The organism is Xiashengella succiniciproducens (assembly GCF_023674465.1).
GTDB classification, from domain to species: domain Bacteria; phylum Bacteroidota; class Bacteroidia; order Bacteroidales; family Marinilabiliaceae; genus Geofilum; species Geofilum succiniciproducens.
In genome coordinates, this window is sequence record NZ_CP098400.1 from 891,501 (window position 1) to 910,192 (window position 18,692).

The 18,692-nt window shown below is 43.5% G+C and carries 18 protein-coding genes; 13 read left to right on the forward strand and 5 right to left on the reverse strand.

The features are described from left to right. Positions 1 to 36: 36 nt before the first annotated feature. The 11 genes from bcp (at position 37) to xseB (ending at position 11,740) form a co-directional block, all read left to right on the forward strand. Positions 37 to 489, forward strand: coding sequence for a thioredoxin-dependent thiol peroxidase (bcp, locus tag M9189_RS03805; protein ID WP_250724715.1), 453 nt, complete (start codon positions 37 to 39; stop codon positions 487 to 489). A gap of 106 nt (positions 490 to 595) precedes the next feature. After that, positions 596 to 1,624 carry a recombinase RecA gene (gene recA / locus M9189_RS03810; protein ID WP_250724717.1) on the forward strand — a complete coding sequence of 343 codons (1,029 nt, stop codon included), beginning with the start codon at positions 596 to 598 and terminating at the stop codon, positions 1,622 to 1,624. A gap of 200 nt (positions 1,625 to 1,824) precedes the next feature. Further along, entirely contained in the window at positions 1,825 to 2,217 is a 393-nt protein-coding gene (locus M9189_RS03815; protein ID WP_250724719.1) for an START-like domain-containing protein, read from the forward strand. A gap of 149 nt (positions 2,218 to 2,366) precedes the next feature. Continuing rightward, on the forward strand, positions 2,367 to 3,797 hold the full coding sequence (locus tag M9189_RS03820) for an LptF/LptG family permease (protein WP_250724721.1): 1,431 nt from the start codon (positions 2,367 to 2,369) through the stop codon (positions 3,795 to 3,797). 47 nt (positions 3,798 to 3,844) lie between these two features. Then, positions 3,845 to 5,086 carry a bifunctional 3,4-dihydroxy-2-butanone-4-phosphate synthase/GTP cyclohydrolase II gene (locus M9189_RS03825; RefSeq protein ID WP_250724723.1) on the forward strand — a complete coding sequence of 414 codons (1,242 nt, stop codon included), beginning with the start codon at positions 3,845 to 3,847 and terminating at the stop codon, positions 5,084 to 5,086. Between the two features lies 1 nt (position 5,087). Further along, the gene (locus M9189_RS03830) at positions 5,088 to 6,083 is read left to right on the forward strand and encodes a dihydroorotate dehydrogenase-like protein (RefSeq protein ID WP_250724725.1); all 996 of its coding nucleotides are present in this window, start codon (positions 5,088 to 5,090) and stop codon (positions 6,081 to 6,083) included. Between the two features lie 273 nt (positions 6,084 to 6,356). Beyond that, complete coding sequence (gene dnaK, locus M9189_RS03835) at positions 6,357 to 8,267, forward strand: molecular chaperone DnaK (protein WP_250724727.1); 1,911 nt, start codon at positions 6,357 to 6,359, stop codon at positions 8,265 to 8,267. Between the two features lie 162 nt (positions 8,268 to 8,429). Next, on the forward strand, positions 8,430 to 9,251 hold the full coding sequence (locus M9189_RS03840; protein ID WP_250724728.1) for a toxin-antitoxin system YwqK family antitoxin: 822 nt from the start codon (positions 8,430 to 8,432) through the stop codon (positions 9,249 to 9,251). Positions 9,252 to 9,266: 15 nt separating this feature from the next. Then, on the forward strand, positions 9,267 to 10,664 hold the full coding sequence (gene xseA / locus M9189_RS03845; protein WP_250724730.1) for an exodeoxyribonuclease VII large subunit: 1,398 nt from the start codon (positions 9,267 to 9,269) through the stop codon (positions 10,662 to 10,664). Between the two features lie 36 nt (positions 10,665 to 10,700). Continuing rightward, positions 10,701 to 11,528 carry a sensor histidine kinase gene (locus M9189_RS03850; RefSeq protein WP_250724732.1) on the forward strand — a complete coding sequence of 276 codons (828 nt, stop codon included), beginning with the start codon at positions 10,701 to 10,703 and terminating at the stop codon, positions 11,526 to 11,528. A gap of 11 nt (positions 11,529 to 11,539) precedes the next feature. After that, the gene (gene xseB, locus M9189_RS03855) at positions 11,540 to 11,740 is read left to right on the forward strand and encodes an exodeoxyribonuclease VII small subunit (protein ID WP_250724734.1); all 201 of its coding nucleotides are present in this window, start codon (positions 11,540 to 11,542) and stop codon (positions 11,738 to 11,740) included. Here xseB and cdd read toward each other — a convergent pair. The 4 genes from cdd to M9189_RS03875 all read right to left on the reverse strand — a co-directional run bounded on the left by cdd (position 11,737) and on the right by M9189_RS03875 (position 14,839). Then, positions 11,737 to 12,207: a cytidine deaminase gene (gene cdd, locus M9189_RS03860; RefSeq protein ID WP_250724736.1), complete on the reverse strand. Its 471-nt coding sequence runs from the start codon at positions 12,205 to 12,207 to the stop codon at positions 11,737 to 11,739. The genes xseB and cdd overlap by 4 nt on opposite strands. A gap of 6 nt (positions 12,208 to 12,213) precedes the next feature. After that, a complete protein-coding gene (locus M9189_RS03865) occupies positions 12,214 to 13,152 on the reverse strand; it encodes a glucosaminidase domain-containing protein (RefSeq protein WP_250724738.1) in 939 nt (312 codons plus the stop codon). Between the two features lie 75 nt (positions 13,153 to 13,227). Beyond that, the gene (gene fmt / locus M9189_RS03870) at positions 13,228 to 14,184 is read right to left on the reverse strand and encodes a methionyl-tRNA formyltransferase (protein WP_250724740.1); all 957 of its coding nucleotides are present in this window, start codon (positions 14,182 to 14,184) and stop codon (positions 13,228 to 13,230) included. Positions 14,185 to 14,290: 106 nt separating this feature from the next. Continuing rightward, entirely contained in the window at positions 14,291 to 14,839 is a 549-nt protein-coding gene (locus M9189_RS03875; RefSeq protein WP_250724742.1) for an RNA methyltransferase, read from the reverse strand. 80 nt (positions 14,840 to 14,919) lie between these two features. Here M9189_RS03875 and sucC point away from each other — a divergent pair, with 80 nt between their 5' ends. Both sucC and M9189_RS03885 read left to right on the forward strand, forming a co-directional pair. Beyond that, on the forward strand, positions 14,920 to 16,113 hold the full coding sequence (gene sucC, locus M9189_RS03880; protein WP_250724743.1) for an ADP-forming succinate--CoA ligase subunit beta: 1,194 nt from the start codon (positions 14,920 to 14,922) through the stop codon (positions 16,111 to 16,113). A 61-nt stretch (positions 16,114 to 16,174) separates the two neighbouring features. Further along, a complete protein-coding gene (locus M9189_RS03885) occupies positions 16,175 to 16,801 on the forward strand; it encodes a DUF4294 domain-containing protein (protein ID WP_250724745.1) in 627 nt (208 codons plus the stop codon). Positions 16,802 to 16,825: 24 nt separating this feature from the next. Here M9189_RS03885 and M9189_RS03890 read toward each other — a convergent pair whose 3' ends face one another. Then, a complete protein-coding gene (locus tag M9189_RS03890) occupies positions 16,826 to 18,673 on the reverse strand; it encodes an alpha-amylase family glycosyl hydrolase (RefSeq protein WP_250724747.1) in 1,848 nt (615 codons plus the stop codon). Positions 18,674 to 18,692: the final 19 nt, after the last annotated feature.

Consider the following 18,692-nt stretch of genomic DNA (forward strand, 5'->3'; position numbering starts at 1 on the left):
ATAGGCAATGTTTGACAGCAATAAAAACATCTGATCATGACAAAATTAACAGAAGGTAATCTGGCTCCTGATTTTTCAGGCAAGAATCAGTTTGGTAAGGAAATATCACTTGCTGATTTTAAAGGTAAAAGGCTCGTTCTGTATTTTTATCCTAAGGACAATACTCCGGGTTGCACGGCTGAAGCCTGCAACCTGAATGACAATTATGAGACATTTCTGGCAAAGGGATATGAAGTTGTTGGCGTCAGCCCAGACAGCCAAAAGTCGCATCAGAATTTTGCCAAGAAGTATGGCTTACGCTTTAACCTTATTAGTGACCCTGAAAAAAGCATTCTTGAGAATTATGGAGTCTGGGGCGAAAAGAAGATGTATGGCAAGTCTTATATGGGTGTGCTGAGAACCACTTTTATAATTAATGAGAAGGGGATTATTGAGAAGATTATTGAACAGGTTGATACCAAGAATCATACAGATCAGATATTGGGCTGATAATCTGATGTTCAGGTGCTTGGGTTCGAACATATGGATTGATTGTTTGACAAAAACTTTTTTCATAACTTCACGAAGCAAATATTTAAGGTAAAAAAATACAGTTATGTCTGAACGGAAGGAAGTTAAGGAATCGAAGGTCAGTCCGGAGAAGCTTAAAGCGCTTCAACTGACAATGGATAAAATAGAGAAATCGTACGGTAAAGGAGCGATTATGCGAATGGGCGATACAGCCTATGAGAATATTCCCGTTATACCTTCCGGTTCGGTTTCCCTGAATCTGGCCCTTGGTGTGGGTGGTTATCCACGCGGCAGGGTCATAGAGATATATGGTCCTGAGTCCTCAGGTAAGACCACTCTTGCTATCCATGCCATTGCTGAAGTTCAGAAGATGGGTGGTATTGCAGCCATAATTGACGCTGAGCATGCCTTTGACCGTTTTTATGCTGAGAAACTAGGGGTAAATATCGAGGAACTCCTTATATCACAGCCCGATAATGGTGAGCAGGCACTTGAAATTGCCGACCAGCTTATTCGTTCATCAGCTGTAGATCTGATAGTTATCGACTCTGTTGCAGCTCTTACACCAAAGGCAGAAATAGAAGGTGAAATGGGCGACAACAAGGTAGGTCTTCAGGCTCGCCTTATGTCACAGGCCCTTCGTAAGCTGACCTCAAATATTTCAAAGACCAACACCTGCTGTATCTTTATCAACCAGTTGCGTGAAAAGATTGGTGTTATGTTTGGTAACCCTGAAACCACTACCGGTGGTAACGCGCTTAAATTCTATGCTTCCATCCGTTTAGATATTCGTAAGATTTCCCAGCTCAAGAATGGTGATGAGGTAGTAGGAAGCCAGACCCGCGTTCGTGTTGTAAAGAACAAGGTAGCTCCACCATTCCGTAAGGCTGAGTTTGATATTATGTATGGAGAAGGTATCTCCAGAACAGGCGAGATTGTTGATATGGGAGTTGAGTTGGGCATTATCAAGAAGAGCGGCAGCTGGTTTAGTTATGGTGATACCAAGTTGGGGCAGGGTCGTGAGGCAGTTAAAGATCTGCTGAAGGATAATATAGAACTGGCCGAAGAGGTTGAAGCTAAAATAGTTGAAGCCGTAAAGGAGAAAATTAAGTAAGACAGACAGCATGCTAACTGGCATTTAGCAATGGGGCATCCTCCAGAGAGGATGCCTCTTCTTTTTTGCTGTACAGCACTATTGGCAGGCATTTCAGGAAACTTATGCGACACTTGACAGCATTTTTATACCCCTGTTTTTTTTTATTGAATGAAACTGTTATATTGTGGAAGTTAAAAATTCATAACAGCTCATAAAATATGGCAGGACAAAAGGAAACTATTGAGTTGGAATACATCCTTAATACAACGCCCGGCTTACTTTTCAACAGGATCAGTACCGCATCCGGCCTGAGTGAGTGGTTTGCCGATGAGGTGAACATTGATGGTAAAGTTTTTGTACTGAGGTGGGAGGGTAGCGAGCAAAGGGTTGAGCAGACCGTGCGTAAGGAAAACAAGTTGGTTCGCTATACCTGGGTTGATGATGAGGAACTTGAAGGAGAGTGGTTTGAGTTTAGGATTAACGTCGATGAGTTGACGGGAGATGTTGCCCTGATTGTAATAGATAATGTTGATGTTGATGAGAAGGATGATCTCATTGAGATTTGGAACCGCCAGATTGATACTCTCAAGCGTGGTTTGGGTTCCATATAATTTAACTAAGAAATTGAATTGTAATTGCTAAATTTGCACCCGGATACCGGAGTATCCGGGTCTTTTTATTTATAAAGATTTGCAGCGGCCATAACGCTATGAAAAGATTGCATTTGTTTATACTCAGGAGCTACACAGGCCCATTGATCATGACATTTTTCATTGCCATGTTCATCCTGGTTATGCAATTCCTTTGGCGCTATGTTGATGACCTTGTGGGCAAAGGGCTTGAATGGAATGTATTGCTGGAGCTGCTTTTTTACGCTTCGCTGCAGGTAGTGCCGATGGCATTGCCTCTTGCGATACTACTTGCCTCACTGATGACATTTGGTAATCTGGGAGAGAACTATGAGCTGACAGCCCTTAAATCAGCCGGAGTCTCGCTTACAAGGATTATGATGCCTCTTATTGTCCTCACTGTCATTATATCTATACTTGCCTATGCATTTTCAAATAATGTACTTCCTGTAGCCAACCTGAAGCTGGTTTCTATTCTGCATGGAGTTAAGGAAACAAGGCTCGAACTCGACCTGAAGGAAGGTGTTTTTTATCCGGGGGTTGATGGCTTTAGCATCAAGGTGGAGGAAAAGGACAGAGAGACAAATCTCCTGAAGGATGTGATGATCTATGACCATCGTGATAAGCAGGCAGCCAACAGCAATGTGACGCTTGCCGACTCAGGCAAGCTTCAGGTTTCACCTGACAAGAAGAACCTGTTGCTGACTCTTTTTAATGGTGTGAGGTATGACGAGCGGATGATGCCATTTCAGGTTAATAACGGTGGTGGAGGAAGACGTCAGAGTCGTGAGTCATCTATGCACAGGAAGGATGTCTTTGGTGAGCAAATCGCAATAATCCAGTTGCAGGGCTTCGACTTTTCAAAGTCAGATGAAAACCTGTTCAAAGGAAGCGACAAGATGAAAAACCTCAATCAGCTTACCCATGACCTGGACTCAATCAGAGCCGGACGTAAGGTGCTCGTGACTTTGTTGGATGAAAGAGCTTCTCACCTCTATTTTACACGTATGCCTGAAATGAAAGATGAAAGGCTGGCTATCATTGAGAAGTCTGAGAGTTTTAATCTTGATTCACTATACAACACCCTTGATAATGATCGTAAGATCATGGTCGTACAATCGGCTCTCCGTACAGCCAGGGATCATAAGAGTGTAATAGAGAATCAGTTGAAATATATAGAAGTTGAGGATGTAAGCATACGTCGTCACCAGATGGAGATACACCGTAAATTTACCTTGTCCTTTGCCTGTCTGATTTTCTTCTTTATTGGAGCTCCACTTGGTGCTATTATAAGGAAAGGAGGACTGGGTATGCCGGTTGTAATCTCTGTGTTCTTCTTTATAATTTACTATATAATTGATACTATGGGCGGTAAATTTGCAAGGGAAGGAGTGTGGGAGGTATATCAGGGGATGTGGCTTTCTTCGGTTGTGCTGCTGCCGGTAGGTATATTCCTGACATACAAGTCGGCCCATGATTCAACCCTTCTGAATGCCGATGTATATTTTTCTTACCTCCACAAGATTAGGGACTTTCTTGCCAAAAAAGGCATTGTTAAATAGGGTATTGTACATTGTTACTTATACTTGTTCGATTAATAATTTCTGATATGTCATTACAAAAAGAGTTTGAACTTAACACTATAGAAGAGGCCATTGAAGCAATTCGAAACGGGGAACTAGTAATTGTTGTTGATGACGAAGACCGTGAAAACGAAGGGGATTTCGTATGTGCAGCAGAGCTTATCACTCCTGAGAAAGTTAACTTCATGGCTACCTACGGACGTGGACTTATCTGTGCTCCGTTGACTGAAAAAAGATGTGACGAACTGGAACTGGAATTGATGGTGGGAAGGAATACTTCACTTCATGGAACACCCTTTACAGTATCTGTTGACCTGATAGATGATAGTTGTTCAACAGGTATATCTGCATCTGACAGAGCCAGTACCCTAAGGGCTCTGGCAGACCCAAACACCAGGCCTGAATCACTTGGCCGCCCTGGACACATATTCCCACTGAGGGCAAAGGAGAAAGGAGTACTCAGGAGATCCGGTCACACAGAAGCTGCTGTTGACCTGGCACGCCTTGCCGGTTTGTATCCTGCCGGAGTCCTTGTCGAGATAATGAACGAGGATGGCACTATGGCTCGTATGCCTGAGTTGGTTAGAATTGCTGAGAAGTTTGGTCTTAAGATTATCACGATAAGAGACCTTATTGCCTATAGGCTGCAGCGGGAAAGCCTTATTGAGCGTGGAGTAGAAGTTCACCTGCCAACAAGGTATGGGGACTTCAGATTTATTCCTTTTAAGCAGTTGTCTAATGGTCTGGAACATATGGCCCTTATTAAGGGTGAGTGGGAGCCTGATGAAGCTATACTTGTGAGGGTTCATTCAAGCTGTGCCACAGGAGATATCTTCGGATCCATGCGTTGCGAATGTGGTGATCAGTTGCATAAAGCCATGGAGACTATTGACAAGGAAGGCAAGGGGGTAATTGTCTATATGAACCAGGAAGGTCGTGGTATCGGACTAATGAACAAGATAGAGGCATATAAACTTCAGGAACAGGGTCTAGATACTGTTGAAGCCAACGTGGAACTGGGCTTCGAGGCTGACGAGAGAGATTATGGCGTTGGTGCTCAGATATTGAGATCTCTTGGAGTTAAGAAGATGAGACTGATGACCAATAATCCCATAAAACGCATTGGCCTTGAAGGATACGGTCTGCAGATTGTAGAAAATGTACCTATTGAGATTAAACCAAATCCACATAATTTGTTCTATATGCAAACAAAGAAGACAAGGATGGGACACAACCTCCACTTCTTTAAATACGACAAGAACGAATAGTATGACAGATTTATCGACATATTATATGGGCTTGCCCGTGCCCTCTCCTATAATAGCTGCCAGTAGTACACTGACATCAAGTCCGGTCTGTATTGCTGAATTAGCAAGGAATGGCGCTGGGGCAGTAGTGCTGAATTCGCTTTTTGAGGAGGAGATAGTAGTCGAATTAAATCGCCGGAAAGAAAGCTTAAATGCATTGAATATCAATCATCCAGAGGTGCTTGAGTTTTATGAGAAGCTGGATGTTGATGAGATTTTGAATGATTACTTGAAGCTGATATTTGAAGCCAAAAAGAGTGTTGACATACCCATTATCGCAAGTATCAACTGCGTAAGTCCGGGCAAATGGCACTATTTTGCTAAGTATCTTCAGGAAGCCGGAGCCGATGGACTTGAGTTGAATATTTTCACCCTGCCTGCGGACATGGAGACCAGTGGTCAGGTATATGAAGAAGCAGCGCTTGAAATTATCAGGAATACTATGGCTGAGCTTAATATTCCTGTGTGTGTTAAGATTAGCCCTTACTATTCAGGTCTTGGAAATATGATATCCCAAATTGATTCGCTGGGAGTTAAAGGAATAACGCTTTTCAACCGTTTTTTCAAACCTGACCTCAATTTGGATGAAATGACTATTGGAGCAGGACCTGTTTATACAGATCCTTCCGAGTATCTTAACACCCTGAGATGGGTAGGACTGGTAGCAGGCAAGGTAGAATGTGATATCTATGCTTCAGGCGGTATACATGACGGCCTTACTGCTGCAAAGATGCTTGCAGCTGGGGCCCAGGGAGTGCAGGTAGCCTCCGCTATGTACAGAAACGGACTCTCGTGCTTGCCAGAGATTATCAAGGGATTGAGCAATTGGATGGAGAGCAAGGGTTTTGAAGGAATAAATGACTTCAGGGGTATGCTCAGCCATAACAAAATAAATAATCCAGCCGCTTATATGCGCGTACAGTTTTTGAAAACCTTTGCTGGAAAAGCGGAAAAGTGACGAATTGTCATATAGGGCTGTCAGGCCAGGTTGACTGAGCAGTATGTACGATGATAAAAGTTCAAAGCCCTTGTTTTGCAAGGGCTTTACTAGTTTTATACATCATGATGATATTGGCAAACAACGATTGTTGGCATATCCATTTTCAAATCCTGCTTACATCAGCGTGCCATTTTTTCAATTTTTGGCACTAGAATTTTAATGGCACATCCTTTGTGAATCAGAAAGTCATGTTATTGAATCAATATAGAACCAGATAAAATAAATTATACAATGGGAAAAATTATCGGAATAGACCTGGGTACTACCAACTCTTGTGTTGCTGTAATGGAAGGCAACGAAGCTGTTGTGATCCCCAATAGTGAAGGAAAGAGGACCACTCCTTCCATTGTTGCGTTTGTGGAGAATGGAGAGAGAAAGGTGGGTGACCCTGCAAAACGTCAGGCGATTACAAATCCAAAAAAGACAGTATACTCCATCAAGCGTTTCATGGGAACCATGTACAACGATATACCTGGTGAGGTACAGCGTGTTCCTTATGAAGTTGTAAGAGGCGATAACAATACACCTAGGGTAAAGATAGACGATCGTTTATATTCACCACAGGAAATTTCGGCAATGGTACTTCAAAAGATGAAGAAAACTGCCGAAGATTATCTTGGTCAGGAAGTTACAGAAGCTGTTATCACAGTTCCGGCATATTTCAACGATGCACAGCGTCAAGCTACCAAGGAAGCTGGTGAAATTGCTGGTCTTAAGGTATCCCGTATTATCAATGAGCCTACTGCCGCATCATTAGCCTATGGTCTTGATAAGAAGGACAGGGATATGAAGATTGCTGTCTTCGACCTTGGAGGTGGTACCTTTGATATTTCAATCCTCGAACTAGGCGATGGTGTATTTGAAGTTAAGTCAACCAATGGAGATACTCACCTTGGCGGTGATGACTTCGATGATGTAATTATCAACTGGTTGGCAGAGGAGTTCAAGAAAGAAGAAGGTATTGACCTGCGTAAGGATGCTATGGCGCTGCAGCGTCTGAAAGATGCTGCTGAAAAGGCTAAGATTGAGCTTTCAAGCTCTACTACTACAGAAATCAACCTGCCATATATAATGCCGGTTGACGGAGTACCCAAGCACCTTGTTAAGACGCTGACACGTGCTCAATTTGAACAGCTTTCAGATCAACTTATCCGTCGTGCTATTGAGCCGTGTAAGGCTGCACTTAAGGATGCCGGTCTGACAGCATCTGACATTGATGAGGTAATCCTTGTCGGTGGTTCAACCCGTATACCTGCAATACAAAAGATTGTTGAGGATTTCTTTGGCAAGAAGCCATCAAAGGGTGTTAACCCTGATGAGGTTGTTGCTCTCGGAGCTGCAATTCAGGGTGGTGTGTTGTCAGGAGATGTTAAGGATGTGTTGCTTCTCGACGTTACTCCGCTTTCACTGGGTATCGAAACCATGGGTGGTGTGATGACAAAGCTAATTGAAGCCAACACTACCATACCGACCAAGAAGTCGGAGACCTTTACAACTGCAGCAGACAATCAACCTTCAGTTGAAATCCATGTGCTTCAGGGAGAACGTCCTCTTGCCAGAGACAATAAAACTATCGGCCGCTTCCACCTTGACGGTATTCCACCGGCACCTCGTGGTGTACCACAAATTGAAGTGACCTTTGATATAGATGCCAATGGTATCTTGAATGTAAAGGCTAAGGATAAGGCAACTGGTAAGGAGCAAAGCATCAGAATCGAGGCCTCTTCTGGTCTTACAGATGATGAAATCAAGAAGATGAAGGAAGAAGCTGCAGCCAATGCTGAAGCTGACAGGTTGGCAAAGGAACGCATCGAAAAACTGAATACAGCTGACAGTTTGATCTTCCAGACAGAAAAGCAGCTTAAGGAGTTTGGCGATAAGATTCCTGCCGACAAAAAGGCTCCGATTGAAGCAGCCCTTCAAAAGCTGAAAGATGCTCACAAGAGCGAAGACCTTGCCGGCATTGATGCTGCTACCAGCGAACTCAATGCTGTGTTCCAGGCTGCATCACAGGATATGTACAATGCAAGCCAGGCAAGCGGTGGTGCACAACCCGGTGGCTCAGCACATAATACCGATGGTGCTGGCAACAGCCAGGGCGGTGATGACGTTACCGACGTTGACTTCGAAGAAGTAAAGTAAGATAGGTTGAGATAAGATCAATCTGCAAACCGCTGTGAGAAATCACAGCGGTTTTTTATTTTGTTCGGTTTTGGAACAATAATTGGTCAGGAAAATTTGAATTATTAATTAAGTTTGTATAACATATGCGGAGAATGAGAATTTTTGCTGTAAATTACTGTTATGAAGATAGTTAGAATTATTGCTGCGGTATTGTTGGCTCTTGGAGCATTCACTGTTTATTCCCAGAATACTGTGACTCCTGTGGAGGAAATAAACATGGTGGATGCAGAGGGTCTGAAGCAGGGTAAGTGGGAGAGAATCTATCCCAACGGGAAGCTGATGTATAAGGCTACCTTCAAGGATGACAAACCTGTTGGTGAGATGATCAGATATCATTCCAACGGTAAGATGATGGCAAGGATAGTATATGACGATGCTGGTGTAAACGGACAAGGTGAGCTCTATGATGAGAATGGCAGAAAGGTAGCTGAGGGTAGGTATATTGGCAATAACAAGGAAGGGGAGTGGCTGTTTTACAATAGTAAAGGTGTCCTTATTTCCCGTGAGAATTACAAGGACAATCTGAAGGATGGTGAATCCTATACATATTATGAGAATGGTAAACCGGCACTTCTGACTACATGGAAGGACGGTGTTCAGCAAGGCCCCGAGACTCAGTGGTATCCATCGGGAGCAACGAGAGTTACTACATCTTTCACGAATGGTAAGTTGCATGGTCCCTATACAGTGTATTTTGAGAATGGTAACCGTGAGATATATGGTATGTACAATATGGATCAGCTTGATGGTACCTGGTTTTTCTTCACAGCATTGGGACAGCTGGATTACAAGCTGACATTTGAGAATGGAGTACCCAAGGAACAAGATATACTTGAGCTCAGAGAGAACGAGCGTTTTAGTGAGTTTGAGAAGAACCGGGGTAGGTTAAAAGACCCTGAACACTTTAAAGATGATCCTGATTCCTATATGATGGTCCGATAATCAAAAGAGATTTTTATGACCCGAGAATCCATATCGTTATTTGAGTTAAACAATCAGATAAGGCAGGTAATCAGCAATAACTTACCTGCCCAGGTATGGGTGCGTGCTGAGGTTGCCGAACTCCGTGAGCATGCCAACGGTCATTGCTACCTTGACCTTGTAGAGAAGGATGAATTCAGTAATCAGGTTATAGCACGTCTTAGGGCAACTATATGGAGTTATACCTATCGTACTCTGAAGCCTTTCTTTGAGAACACAGCCAAGCGCCCCTTAAGTAACGGTATCAAGGTTCTTGTCAGGGGTAGCGTTGAGTATCAGGAGTTGTACGGACTCAGTTTCAATATTAAGGAGATAGATCCGGCATATACCCTTGGAGATCTGGAGCAGCGTCGACTTGAAGTAATACGCAAACTACAGGAGGAGGGGGTATTCAATATGAACAAGGAGTTGGATTTGCCCCTAGTTCCCCAACGTATTGCCGTTATATCATCTCCTACAGCTGCCGGATACGGAGACTTTGCAGATCAGCTGGCAAAGAATTTATACGGCATTAAGTTTTACCACAAGCTGTTTCCTGCAATTATGCAGGGTGACAAGGCTCCCGAGTCTATTATTGCAGCTCTTGAAAAGGTTAACAACTATTCTGAGTACTTTGATGTAGTTGTACTTATTCGGGGTGGTGGAGCTTCTCTCGATCTGCTATGTTTTGATGATTATTGGCTGGCATACCATGTAGCACAGTTTCCCATGCCAATTATAAGCGGCATTGGTCATGAGAGGGATGTGTCGGTAACTGATATGGTAGCTCATACTTCTGCAAAAACACCTACTGCAGTAGCAGAATTCCTGATTGCAGGTGCTTCTTCTGTCCTTGAGAAGGTAAATAGTTTTGGGCGTAATCTGAAGAATCTTACAAGAGAGCAGATTCAGGGTAACCGGACTCTAATTGAAAGGTCAATGTTTCAGCTCCACCAGCAGACAGCTAAGTTATTAGCGGGAAATAACCGCTATCTGGAAGGTGTGGCTGGTCGTTTGCCTGGAATGGTGAAGCTGCATCTGGAGAAGCGTGGAAACGTACTTCAAAGGCAGTCTATGAGAACCAGGCAGGTATTCAAGCGCATAATTGAGAATGAGGACAGAAGACTGGAGCGTGGCTGTGAAAAGCTGAAGCTTTCCACAGCCAGATTCTTGTCTCATGCCGGAATGAAACTTGAGATGCTGGAAAAGAGTAACAAGCTTAATGATCCTGTTGAAGTGCTAAAGAGAGGATTTTCGATAACCAGAGTTGAAGGCAGGGCGCTTAAGTCAACAACGGGCTTAAAGCCTGGTAAAGTAGTGGAGACCATACTAAAGGATGGTAGCTTCCTAAGCGAAGTCAAGGATATTGATAATGCAGAAAACAAAGTTGACTAATTCTTATATAGGAGATTAAATAATTGTAATGTTTTTATGAACGTACTTTTCCTTGCCTTGATTGGTTTGTTGCTGACTCTGGTAGCAATAGCTGTTCTGGCACTTTGTTGCATTAAGCTAAAGAAGGAACTTACGGTAAAGAAAATGGAGCTGTTGGAGGCACAGCAACTGGTTGAATCAAGGGATAAGTTTTTTTCTATAGTTGCACATGACCTTAAAAGCCCTTTTAATTCGCTGATGGGTTTGTCGGAGCTTTTGATGTTGCATGCTGAGAGTATGAATGCTGAGCAGGTTCAGCACCACTGCATGCAGATATTTAATTCATCGGGAAGGCTTTTTACTCTTGTGGATGACCTGTTGCAATGGTCAAGGGTGCAAACGGGTAAGATTCAATATAACCCCGAGAAGATAGATCTCAATGTGATCAGCAGTAATATTGTAAACCTGCTTAGGATAAGCGTGCAGGAGAAAGATATAGTAATTGCACTGAACCTTGAGAATAACCTGATAGCTTATGCAGATTCCAATATTTACTCAACAGTGTTGAGAAACCTGATAAGCAATGCTATCAAGTTTTCACGTGTGGGTAGTACCATTTATGTCAAAGGGCATAAGAATAAGGACGGTATGATAGAGATATCGGTTACAGACAGGGGTATAGGAATGGATAAGAAGCAGCTTGACAACCTGTTTATTGCCGAAAATAAGCAGAGTACTACAGGCACTTTCAATGAGCAGGGAACCGGTCTTGGACTTGTTTTATGCAAGGAATTTGTAGAACTTAATAAGGGAGAGATAATAGCAGAAAGCGAACCTGATGAGGGTACTACTATCCGATTTACGGTTCCATCAGAAATCGAGTAAAAAATGTAGCTATGGCAAAGGAAAAGATTACATACAAAAGTGCAGTAACTGAAATCGAGCAGATCCTTGAACTAATGGAAAGGGAAGAGCTTGATGTCGATGAGATGTCTGAAAAGGTAAAGAGGGTTAGCGAACTAATCCGGATTTGCAGGCAGAAGTTGCTGCAAACCCAAGAAGAGGTCGAAAAGGTATTGAAGGAAATAGAAGATTAAAGACTATCAGGACCAAAGGCAAGGGGCAGGAGGTCGCCTGCATTTTCTACCTTGGTGACCTTGTGCTCTTCTGCAAGATAGACAGGGAAGGAAGCAGTCTGTCTAGCCAGAGATTCGAGAATCACCTGACGGCAGGCACCGCAGGGAGCAACAGCTACAGGTTGTCCATCCTTTAATGCAACAATTGCCATCTGTTTTACCGCCACATTGGGATAGTGTGCTCCTGCACTAAAGAGTGCTACTCTTTCCGCACAAAGTCCCGACGGATAGGCAGCATTTTCCTGATTGCATCCGGTTACTATCTCACCATTTGCTAGGAGCAGAGCAGCTCCTACACTAAAGCCCGAGTAAGGTGCATAGGCGTTGCGTGCAATCTCAAAAGCCGCATCAATTATGCGTTTTGCATCTGCATCTACCTGGTTTCTGTCATATACTGACAGTTTTATTGTTACGGTTTTTTCTATCATGTCTCCCTACTTAATCTTTTTTCTCAACTTTATTATTTCACCTGATTGTGGCTCAGTGCCCGGCTCCATCTCATTGTAATAGTACAGCTTTTTGAGTCTTACCCCATATTGCTGGCTTATTGCATGCATGGTTTCGCCATTTTTTACTACGTGTGTCTTATGGTTAGGGTGAGCATTTCTACGTTTGGATTCGATATATAGGATAGCATACTTACTCAAATCTGCATTAGCAGGAAGGTCATTATATGTCGGCAATTCCCAATCTTTCAGACCGAACATCTGTGATATGCTCTTGAATGTATCACCTTCTTTGAGTTCAATATATTTTACCCCGTTATTGTATTTGACAGCCCTCTTTTCAAAGGCATTTATCACAATGTCGGAAGACAGGCGTTGTCTCTGATTATTACGGTACGCCTGCTTGGCTGCTTCTGAGATGTTCTGGTCATATGTGTACAGACCTTCCTCCTCGATAATCCTTATAAGGAGTTCGGGATACTGAGGATTGGTTGCATAACCAGCCTTACTTAGTCCGCGTGCCCAACCCTTATAATCAGTTGTAGGAAGTTCGAACAGAAAGGCGTAACGATCCCTGGTTGTCAGGAATTCTGCATGATCCTTGAATGAGTCGTAAGGAGACTTATACTTCCTGAAACATTCATTGCGGGCGTCATCATGATGGTACACACGTTCTCCTTTCCAGTCACTATGGCACTTGATACCAAAGTGGTTGTTATCTTCCCTTGCCAGTTTGCTGTTTCCAGAAGCAGATTCAAGTATCCCTTGTGCCAAAGTGATAGAGGCAGGAATACCTGTTTCCTGCATATTTTGTATTGCCCAGTCTTTGTATGTTTCAATATATTCGCGTCGTGTGATACGTTGGGAATGAAGGCCGAAGGGTAGCAGTAGCAGAACTGCAATAAAGATCAGGAGTTTGTTTCTCATGTTTTTCCGGATTAACGATAACAAATATAAGGATTTTAGGCTAATTGACTGACAGGTGCAGAAAGGTCGGTAGTGTCACTTTACTTTGTCAAGTGAACCATGATCAAAGCCCCGCAAGAACTCGGCTGTAGCCAAGCGTTTCTTACCTGCAAGCTGAAGCTCCAGTATTTGAAGTGCACCTCCTCTGCATCCTATCTTTAGCACGGATTTCCCATCACATGAAATCTCACCCTGAGCCAGTTTGTCATTTGTTATTGCAGTACGGAAAATCTTAACGCTAGCCACACTTCCATCCTTTAGTATAAACTCGGTCCAGGCTGCAGGATATGGACTAAGACCCCTTATCTTGTTGTGGATAGTCACCGGGTCCAGGCTCCAGTCAATTTTGCAATCTTCTTTGAAAATCTTGGGAGCCGGTTTGAGAATCTCATTCCCGGTTAACTCATCCTGAGGCAGGGGGTGTATTTTCCCTGAAGCAATTGCATCTATGGTTCTGATAATTAGCTGTGCACCTGTCTCCATCAACTTGTCGTGCAGGGTACCGGCATCATCTTCATCTAGGATACTGACTTCTTCCCTGAACAGTATATTACCTGTGTCTATTTCATGGTTAATAAAGAAGGTTGTTACCCCTGTCACCTTTTCACCATTAATAATAGCATGATTGATAGGAGCAGCACCGCGGTACTGTGGCAGCAGGGACGCATGAAGATTGAACGTTCCCATTGGTGGTAATGCCCATACAGCTTCGGGCAACATACGGAAGGCTACAACAACTTGCAGGTCTGGTTTCAGCTCCCGTAAAGCATCAAGGAAAACCGGATCTTTGAGTTTCTCAGGTTTGAGCACTGGCAAACCCAAGTTCCCGGCTGTTTCCCCAACGGCTGAACTTGTGAGTTTCATGCCCCGGCCGCTCCTGCGGTCGGGGGCTGTTACCACCGCAACTAAGTTTGCTCCGCTATCGTGCAGGGCCTGGAGGCTATGTGCAGCAAACTCCGGTGTGCCCATAAATACTATTCTGGGTTTATTCATATCAATGCTTTATTTCTTTTTCAAGATCCACCCTGATGAGGTTTAGGTTCTAAGCAGACTATCAAGGGACGGCCGGGTTGGTAGTTTTTCTTATTACAATACGTCATCAAAGCCGGTTTATTGCCTTTTGCGAAAGCAGTTTAACTGTTTCCCACAGAACTATTCCGGCCGAGACCGAGACATTGAGTGAGTGTTTGGTACCAAACTGTGGTATTTCGATGCAATAATCGCATAGGTCTATCACCTGTTGTTGTACCCCCTTTACTTCATTTCCGAAAATAAGTGCATAGCCCTTATCCGCTTCCGGTGCAAAGGAGGTTAGCATAATACTTTTATCAACCTGTTCGGCCGCTATTATCACATAGCCTCTTTCCCTGAGTTCACGCACTGCATATAGTGTATCCTCAAAATACTTCCATTCGACTGTGTCCTCGGCTCCCAATGCTGTCTTGTGAATCTCATTGTGAGGCGGAGTAGCAGTTATACCACAGAGATAAACAGCCTCCAGGCAAAAGGCATCAGCTGTTCTAAAGACACTTCCCACATTATGAAGGCTTCTAACGTTATCTAGTACAGCGATTACACGATGTTTTTTCGTATATTTAAACTCTTCGGGCGTTAATCTGTTTAATTCTGTAATCTTGAGTTTTCGCATTATTGACTGTTTGATGGCAAAAATAATAAATAAATGGGGCCTGATGGCCGCAGAATAAACAAAAGGAAAAAAGACCGACTATGAACATTCATGAGTACCAGGCAAAGGAGATTCTAAAGGCACATGGCATTGCAGTGCAGGATGGTATTGTGGCTACTACAGAAGATGAAGCCGTTGATGCGGCTAAACTACTACATCAGGAGAGAGGCACCGGTCTTTGGGTGCTCAAGGCCCAGGTTCATGCAGGAGGCCGTGGAAAAGGTGGTGGTATTAAGCTTGCAAAGACCTTTGATGAGGTTAAGACTGTAGCTGGGAAACTGCTTGGAATGACCCTTATTACTCCGCAGACTGGTCCCGAAGGTAAGGTCGTGCACAAGATACTGGTTGCTGAGGATGTTTATTACCCCGGACCCACTGATAAGCTTGAGTTTTACGTAAGCATTCTATTAAACAGACAGACAGGCCGCAATGTGATAGTTTACTCTCCTGAGGGAGGAATGGATATAGAACAGGTTGCAGCAACAGCTCCCAACAGGATATTCCGTGAAGAAATTGACCCGGGGCTGGGGTTGTTGTCCTTTCAGACCAAGCGTATGGTCAACAATTTGGGACTTAGCGGAAATGTTGCAAAGGAGTTTGTTACTTTTTGCGAGAAGCTTATCACTGCCTACACAAAGAGTGATGCTACCCTGATAGAGATAAATCCGCTGCTCAAAACCAGCGATGAGAAGATAATTGCAGTAGATGCCAAGATCAATATTGATGACAATGCTCTGTTCCGTCACCCTGAAATTCAGGTAATGCGTGACCTGACAGAGGAGGACCCTGCTGAGATTGAGGCTGGAAAACACAATCTCAATTTTATAAAGCTTGACGGAAATGTCGGATGTATGGTCAATGGGGCAGGTCTTGCAATGGCAACAATGGATATAATCAAGTTGTCAGGCGGCGAGCCTGCCAACTTCCTTGATGTTGGTGGTGGCGCCAATGCTGCAACAGTTGAGGCAGGTCTGAAGATTATTCTGGATGACTCTAATGTGAAGGTGGTACTTATAAATATTTTTGGTGGTATTGTAAGGTGTGACAGGGTTGCCACCGGTGTTGTAGAAGCATATAAGAAGCTTGGCAATATAAGGGTTCCTGTGATTGTGCGACTGCAAGGTACAAATGCAGAGGAGGGTAAAGCAGTGATTGATAATTCAGGCCTTAAGGTATATTCTGCAATTACCCTGGAAGAAGCTGCCGGACTTGTTACAAAGTGTCTCGCAAAATAGTGGCAGGAGGGAATGATTTTTGATAATATTGCTATTTTAACTACGGCAAATTATCATTTGTATGCGACGAATCATCACGATTTTGTGGACTGTGTCATGTGTACTGCTTGCGCCTGAGATGGTGGCAAAGGGTCCGGCACGCGCCGATTCGTTGATGAAAACTTCGAAAAAGATACCCGTAAAGGCCATCGTAGTAGATGGGGATACAATTCCCCAGATGTTGTTGAACGAAGTTACTGTAATGGAGCCATGGCGCTTTAAAAACAAGCGTGAAGAGGCACAATACAGCAGGCTGGTGAGGAATATTAAGATTACCTTGCCCTATGCAAGGATGGCTGCAGCAAAGCTACAGGTCATTAATGACAACCTTGCAAAACTACCTACTGACAAAAAACGCAGAGAATACCTTAAAAAGGCGGAGAAGGAACTGTTTGATGAGTTTGAAGCTCCTTTGCGCAAACTTACCTTCTCTCAGGGAAAGCTGCTAATAAAGCTTATTGACAGGGAAACAGGCGATACAAGCTATAATCTGATCCGTGAGTATAAAGGTGGAGTATCTGCCTTATTCTGGCAGGGAATTGCAAGAATATTCGGAGCCAATCTGAAGGATCAGTATATTCCGTCTGACCGGGTAGAGGACAGAATGATTGAGCATATTATTGCACTAATTGATATTGGTGTTCTCTGATATGCCAGTCATTTTGGCAGCATTTCACTGACCGGTAATTTCCAATAGCAGGATGCTCTTGTGATTTAGTATGAGATTTCCAATACCTGATGCAGTATCTCCTGTTACAATATTCTTGACACTTATAGACTGATCCAGGGATCTGAAGAATCTGGAACTTTCTATCCTTCTTGGAGAAGTGGGGTGATTATTTATTAGTACCAGTAGTTTTTTGTTTTTGCCTGTCCGGATATAAGCATAGACGTCATCAGCCGGTTGGAAGTGTATCATGCCCCCCTGCATCACATCGGGGTTCTCTCGTCTCCATTTCAGAATTGCCGATACAAAACGATATACCTCCTTTTGCTGATTGTTTAGGCTCTCTTTGTTGAATGCGCTTACAGCATCAAAATCCCAACCTCCGGGAAAGTCTCTTCTTACAAATCCTTTACCTTCGGGAATATAACCTTCAGTCAGGAGCTCTGTGCCATAGAGGAAAGATGGTATTCCCCTGACACTTAACAGAAAGCCCATATACATCCTGAAGATTGCAGGATCCTTCTCTGCAAGGGTAAAGAGCCTGGTAGATCTGCCATCATCCCCTGCGAAAATTAGTTGGTTGGGAGCATTTCCATAGATTATGTCAGAAGCCAGGGTCTCATATACTGGCATCAAGGCATCAGTAGTCTTTGAATATTCTGCAAAACTATCCATAAAGGCTTGTCTCAACGGTCCATCTGTCACATGAGTAAAGCCGGGTGCATTACCTGTCATCCAATGCTTGTTGTGAACTATGTTGCCAGTTACAGGATCTGAGATAATGTTAAGATCCGGGAAATCCTCTCTTAGTGCCTGACTTGCTTCACTTAACATCTCGCCCGTATTAAGATGACTTTGCTCGATTCTGATTCCATCAGGGTGGAGGGTTTCTACCCACCACAACAGATGTTGAACCAGATAACGACGCAAAAGACTATTATTCTGGTTAAGTGAAGGTACGTCAAATGCTTCCCAGATAGAACCATGCTGTTCTATATCCTCCCATGAAGCATAGGGATCGGCATAGAGAAAATGATCCGGTTTTTCAAAGGCTACAACATTCCTTCTGAAGATCCAGTCGTTTTGTGGCGGATTCATAGTCAGAGGATGCTGATTCCCCGTTTTATGCAGTATTCCGGTTATTATGACCTTGAAACCATTTTCCTTGTATAGATTTATAGTGTTTTTGATTTCTGATATACTTCCGATACGTGGATCCACTTTGTAGTGAGAGGTAGGGGAAGTCCTTTCATATGAAAGGGTAAACTGGTTTGACTCATACAGGGGACTCAATTCTACAGCGGTAACAGACAGGTCCTTGAGATAGGGCAGGGCTTTGGCTACCCCGGCTATATCACCTCCATGCACACCAGATGGGTTGGATCTGTCAGCAGGCTCGTACATGCCGCTAACATTATCATTCTTGGGATTACCATTTACGAAGCGGTCAATAAAAATCTGATATATTGCGTCTGCACCTGTGAGTCGGGCCGGATAATAATTGTATTGCCTTGCCTTTAGTTCAAAGTTTACATTACCCACAGTTGAATTACCACGTGTAATAGTAATAGGGAAGGTCCCATGTAATGCATCCTTTGCTATTTCAATCTCTACAAAGAGATAGCCCTTGGTATCACCAGGAAACTGATTAATGACCTTTACTCCGCTCTGTTTGACAACAGCCTGACAATTACTCAGGTCATTACCTCCAATAAGCAGTAACACCTTATTATATTTCATCCCTACCCACCATTGGTCAGGCCAGCATTGCAATTTCTGAGCCCCAAGGTACTGAGGTGCGAGCAGGACTGAAAACAGGAAACATACAACTAAGGAACGGACTCTTTGCTTCATTGCTTAGATTCTTGGTTGA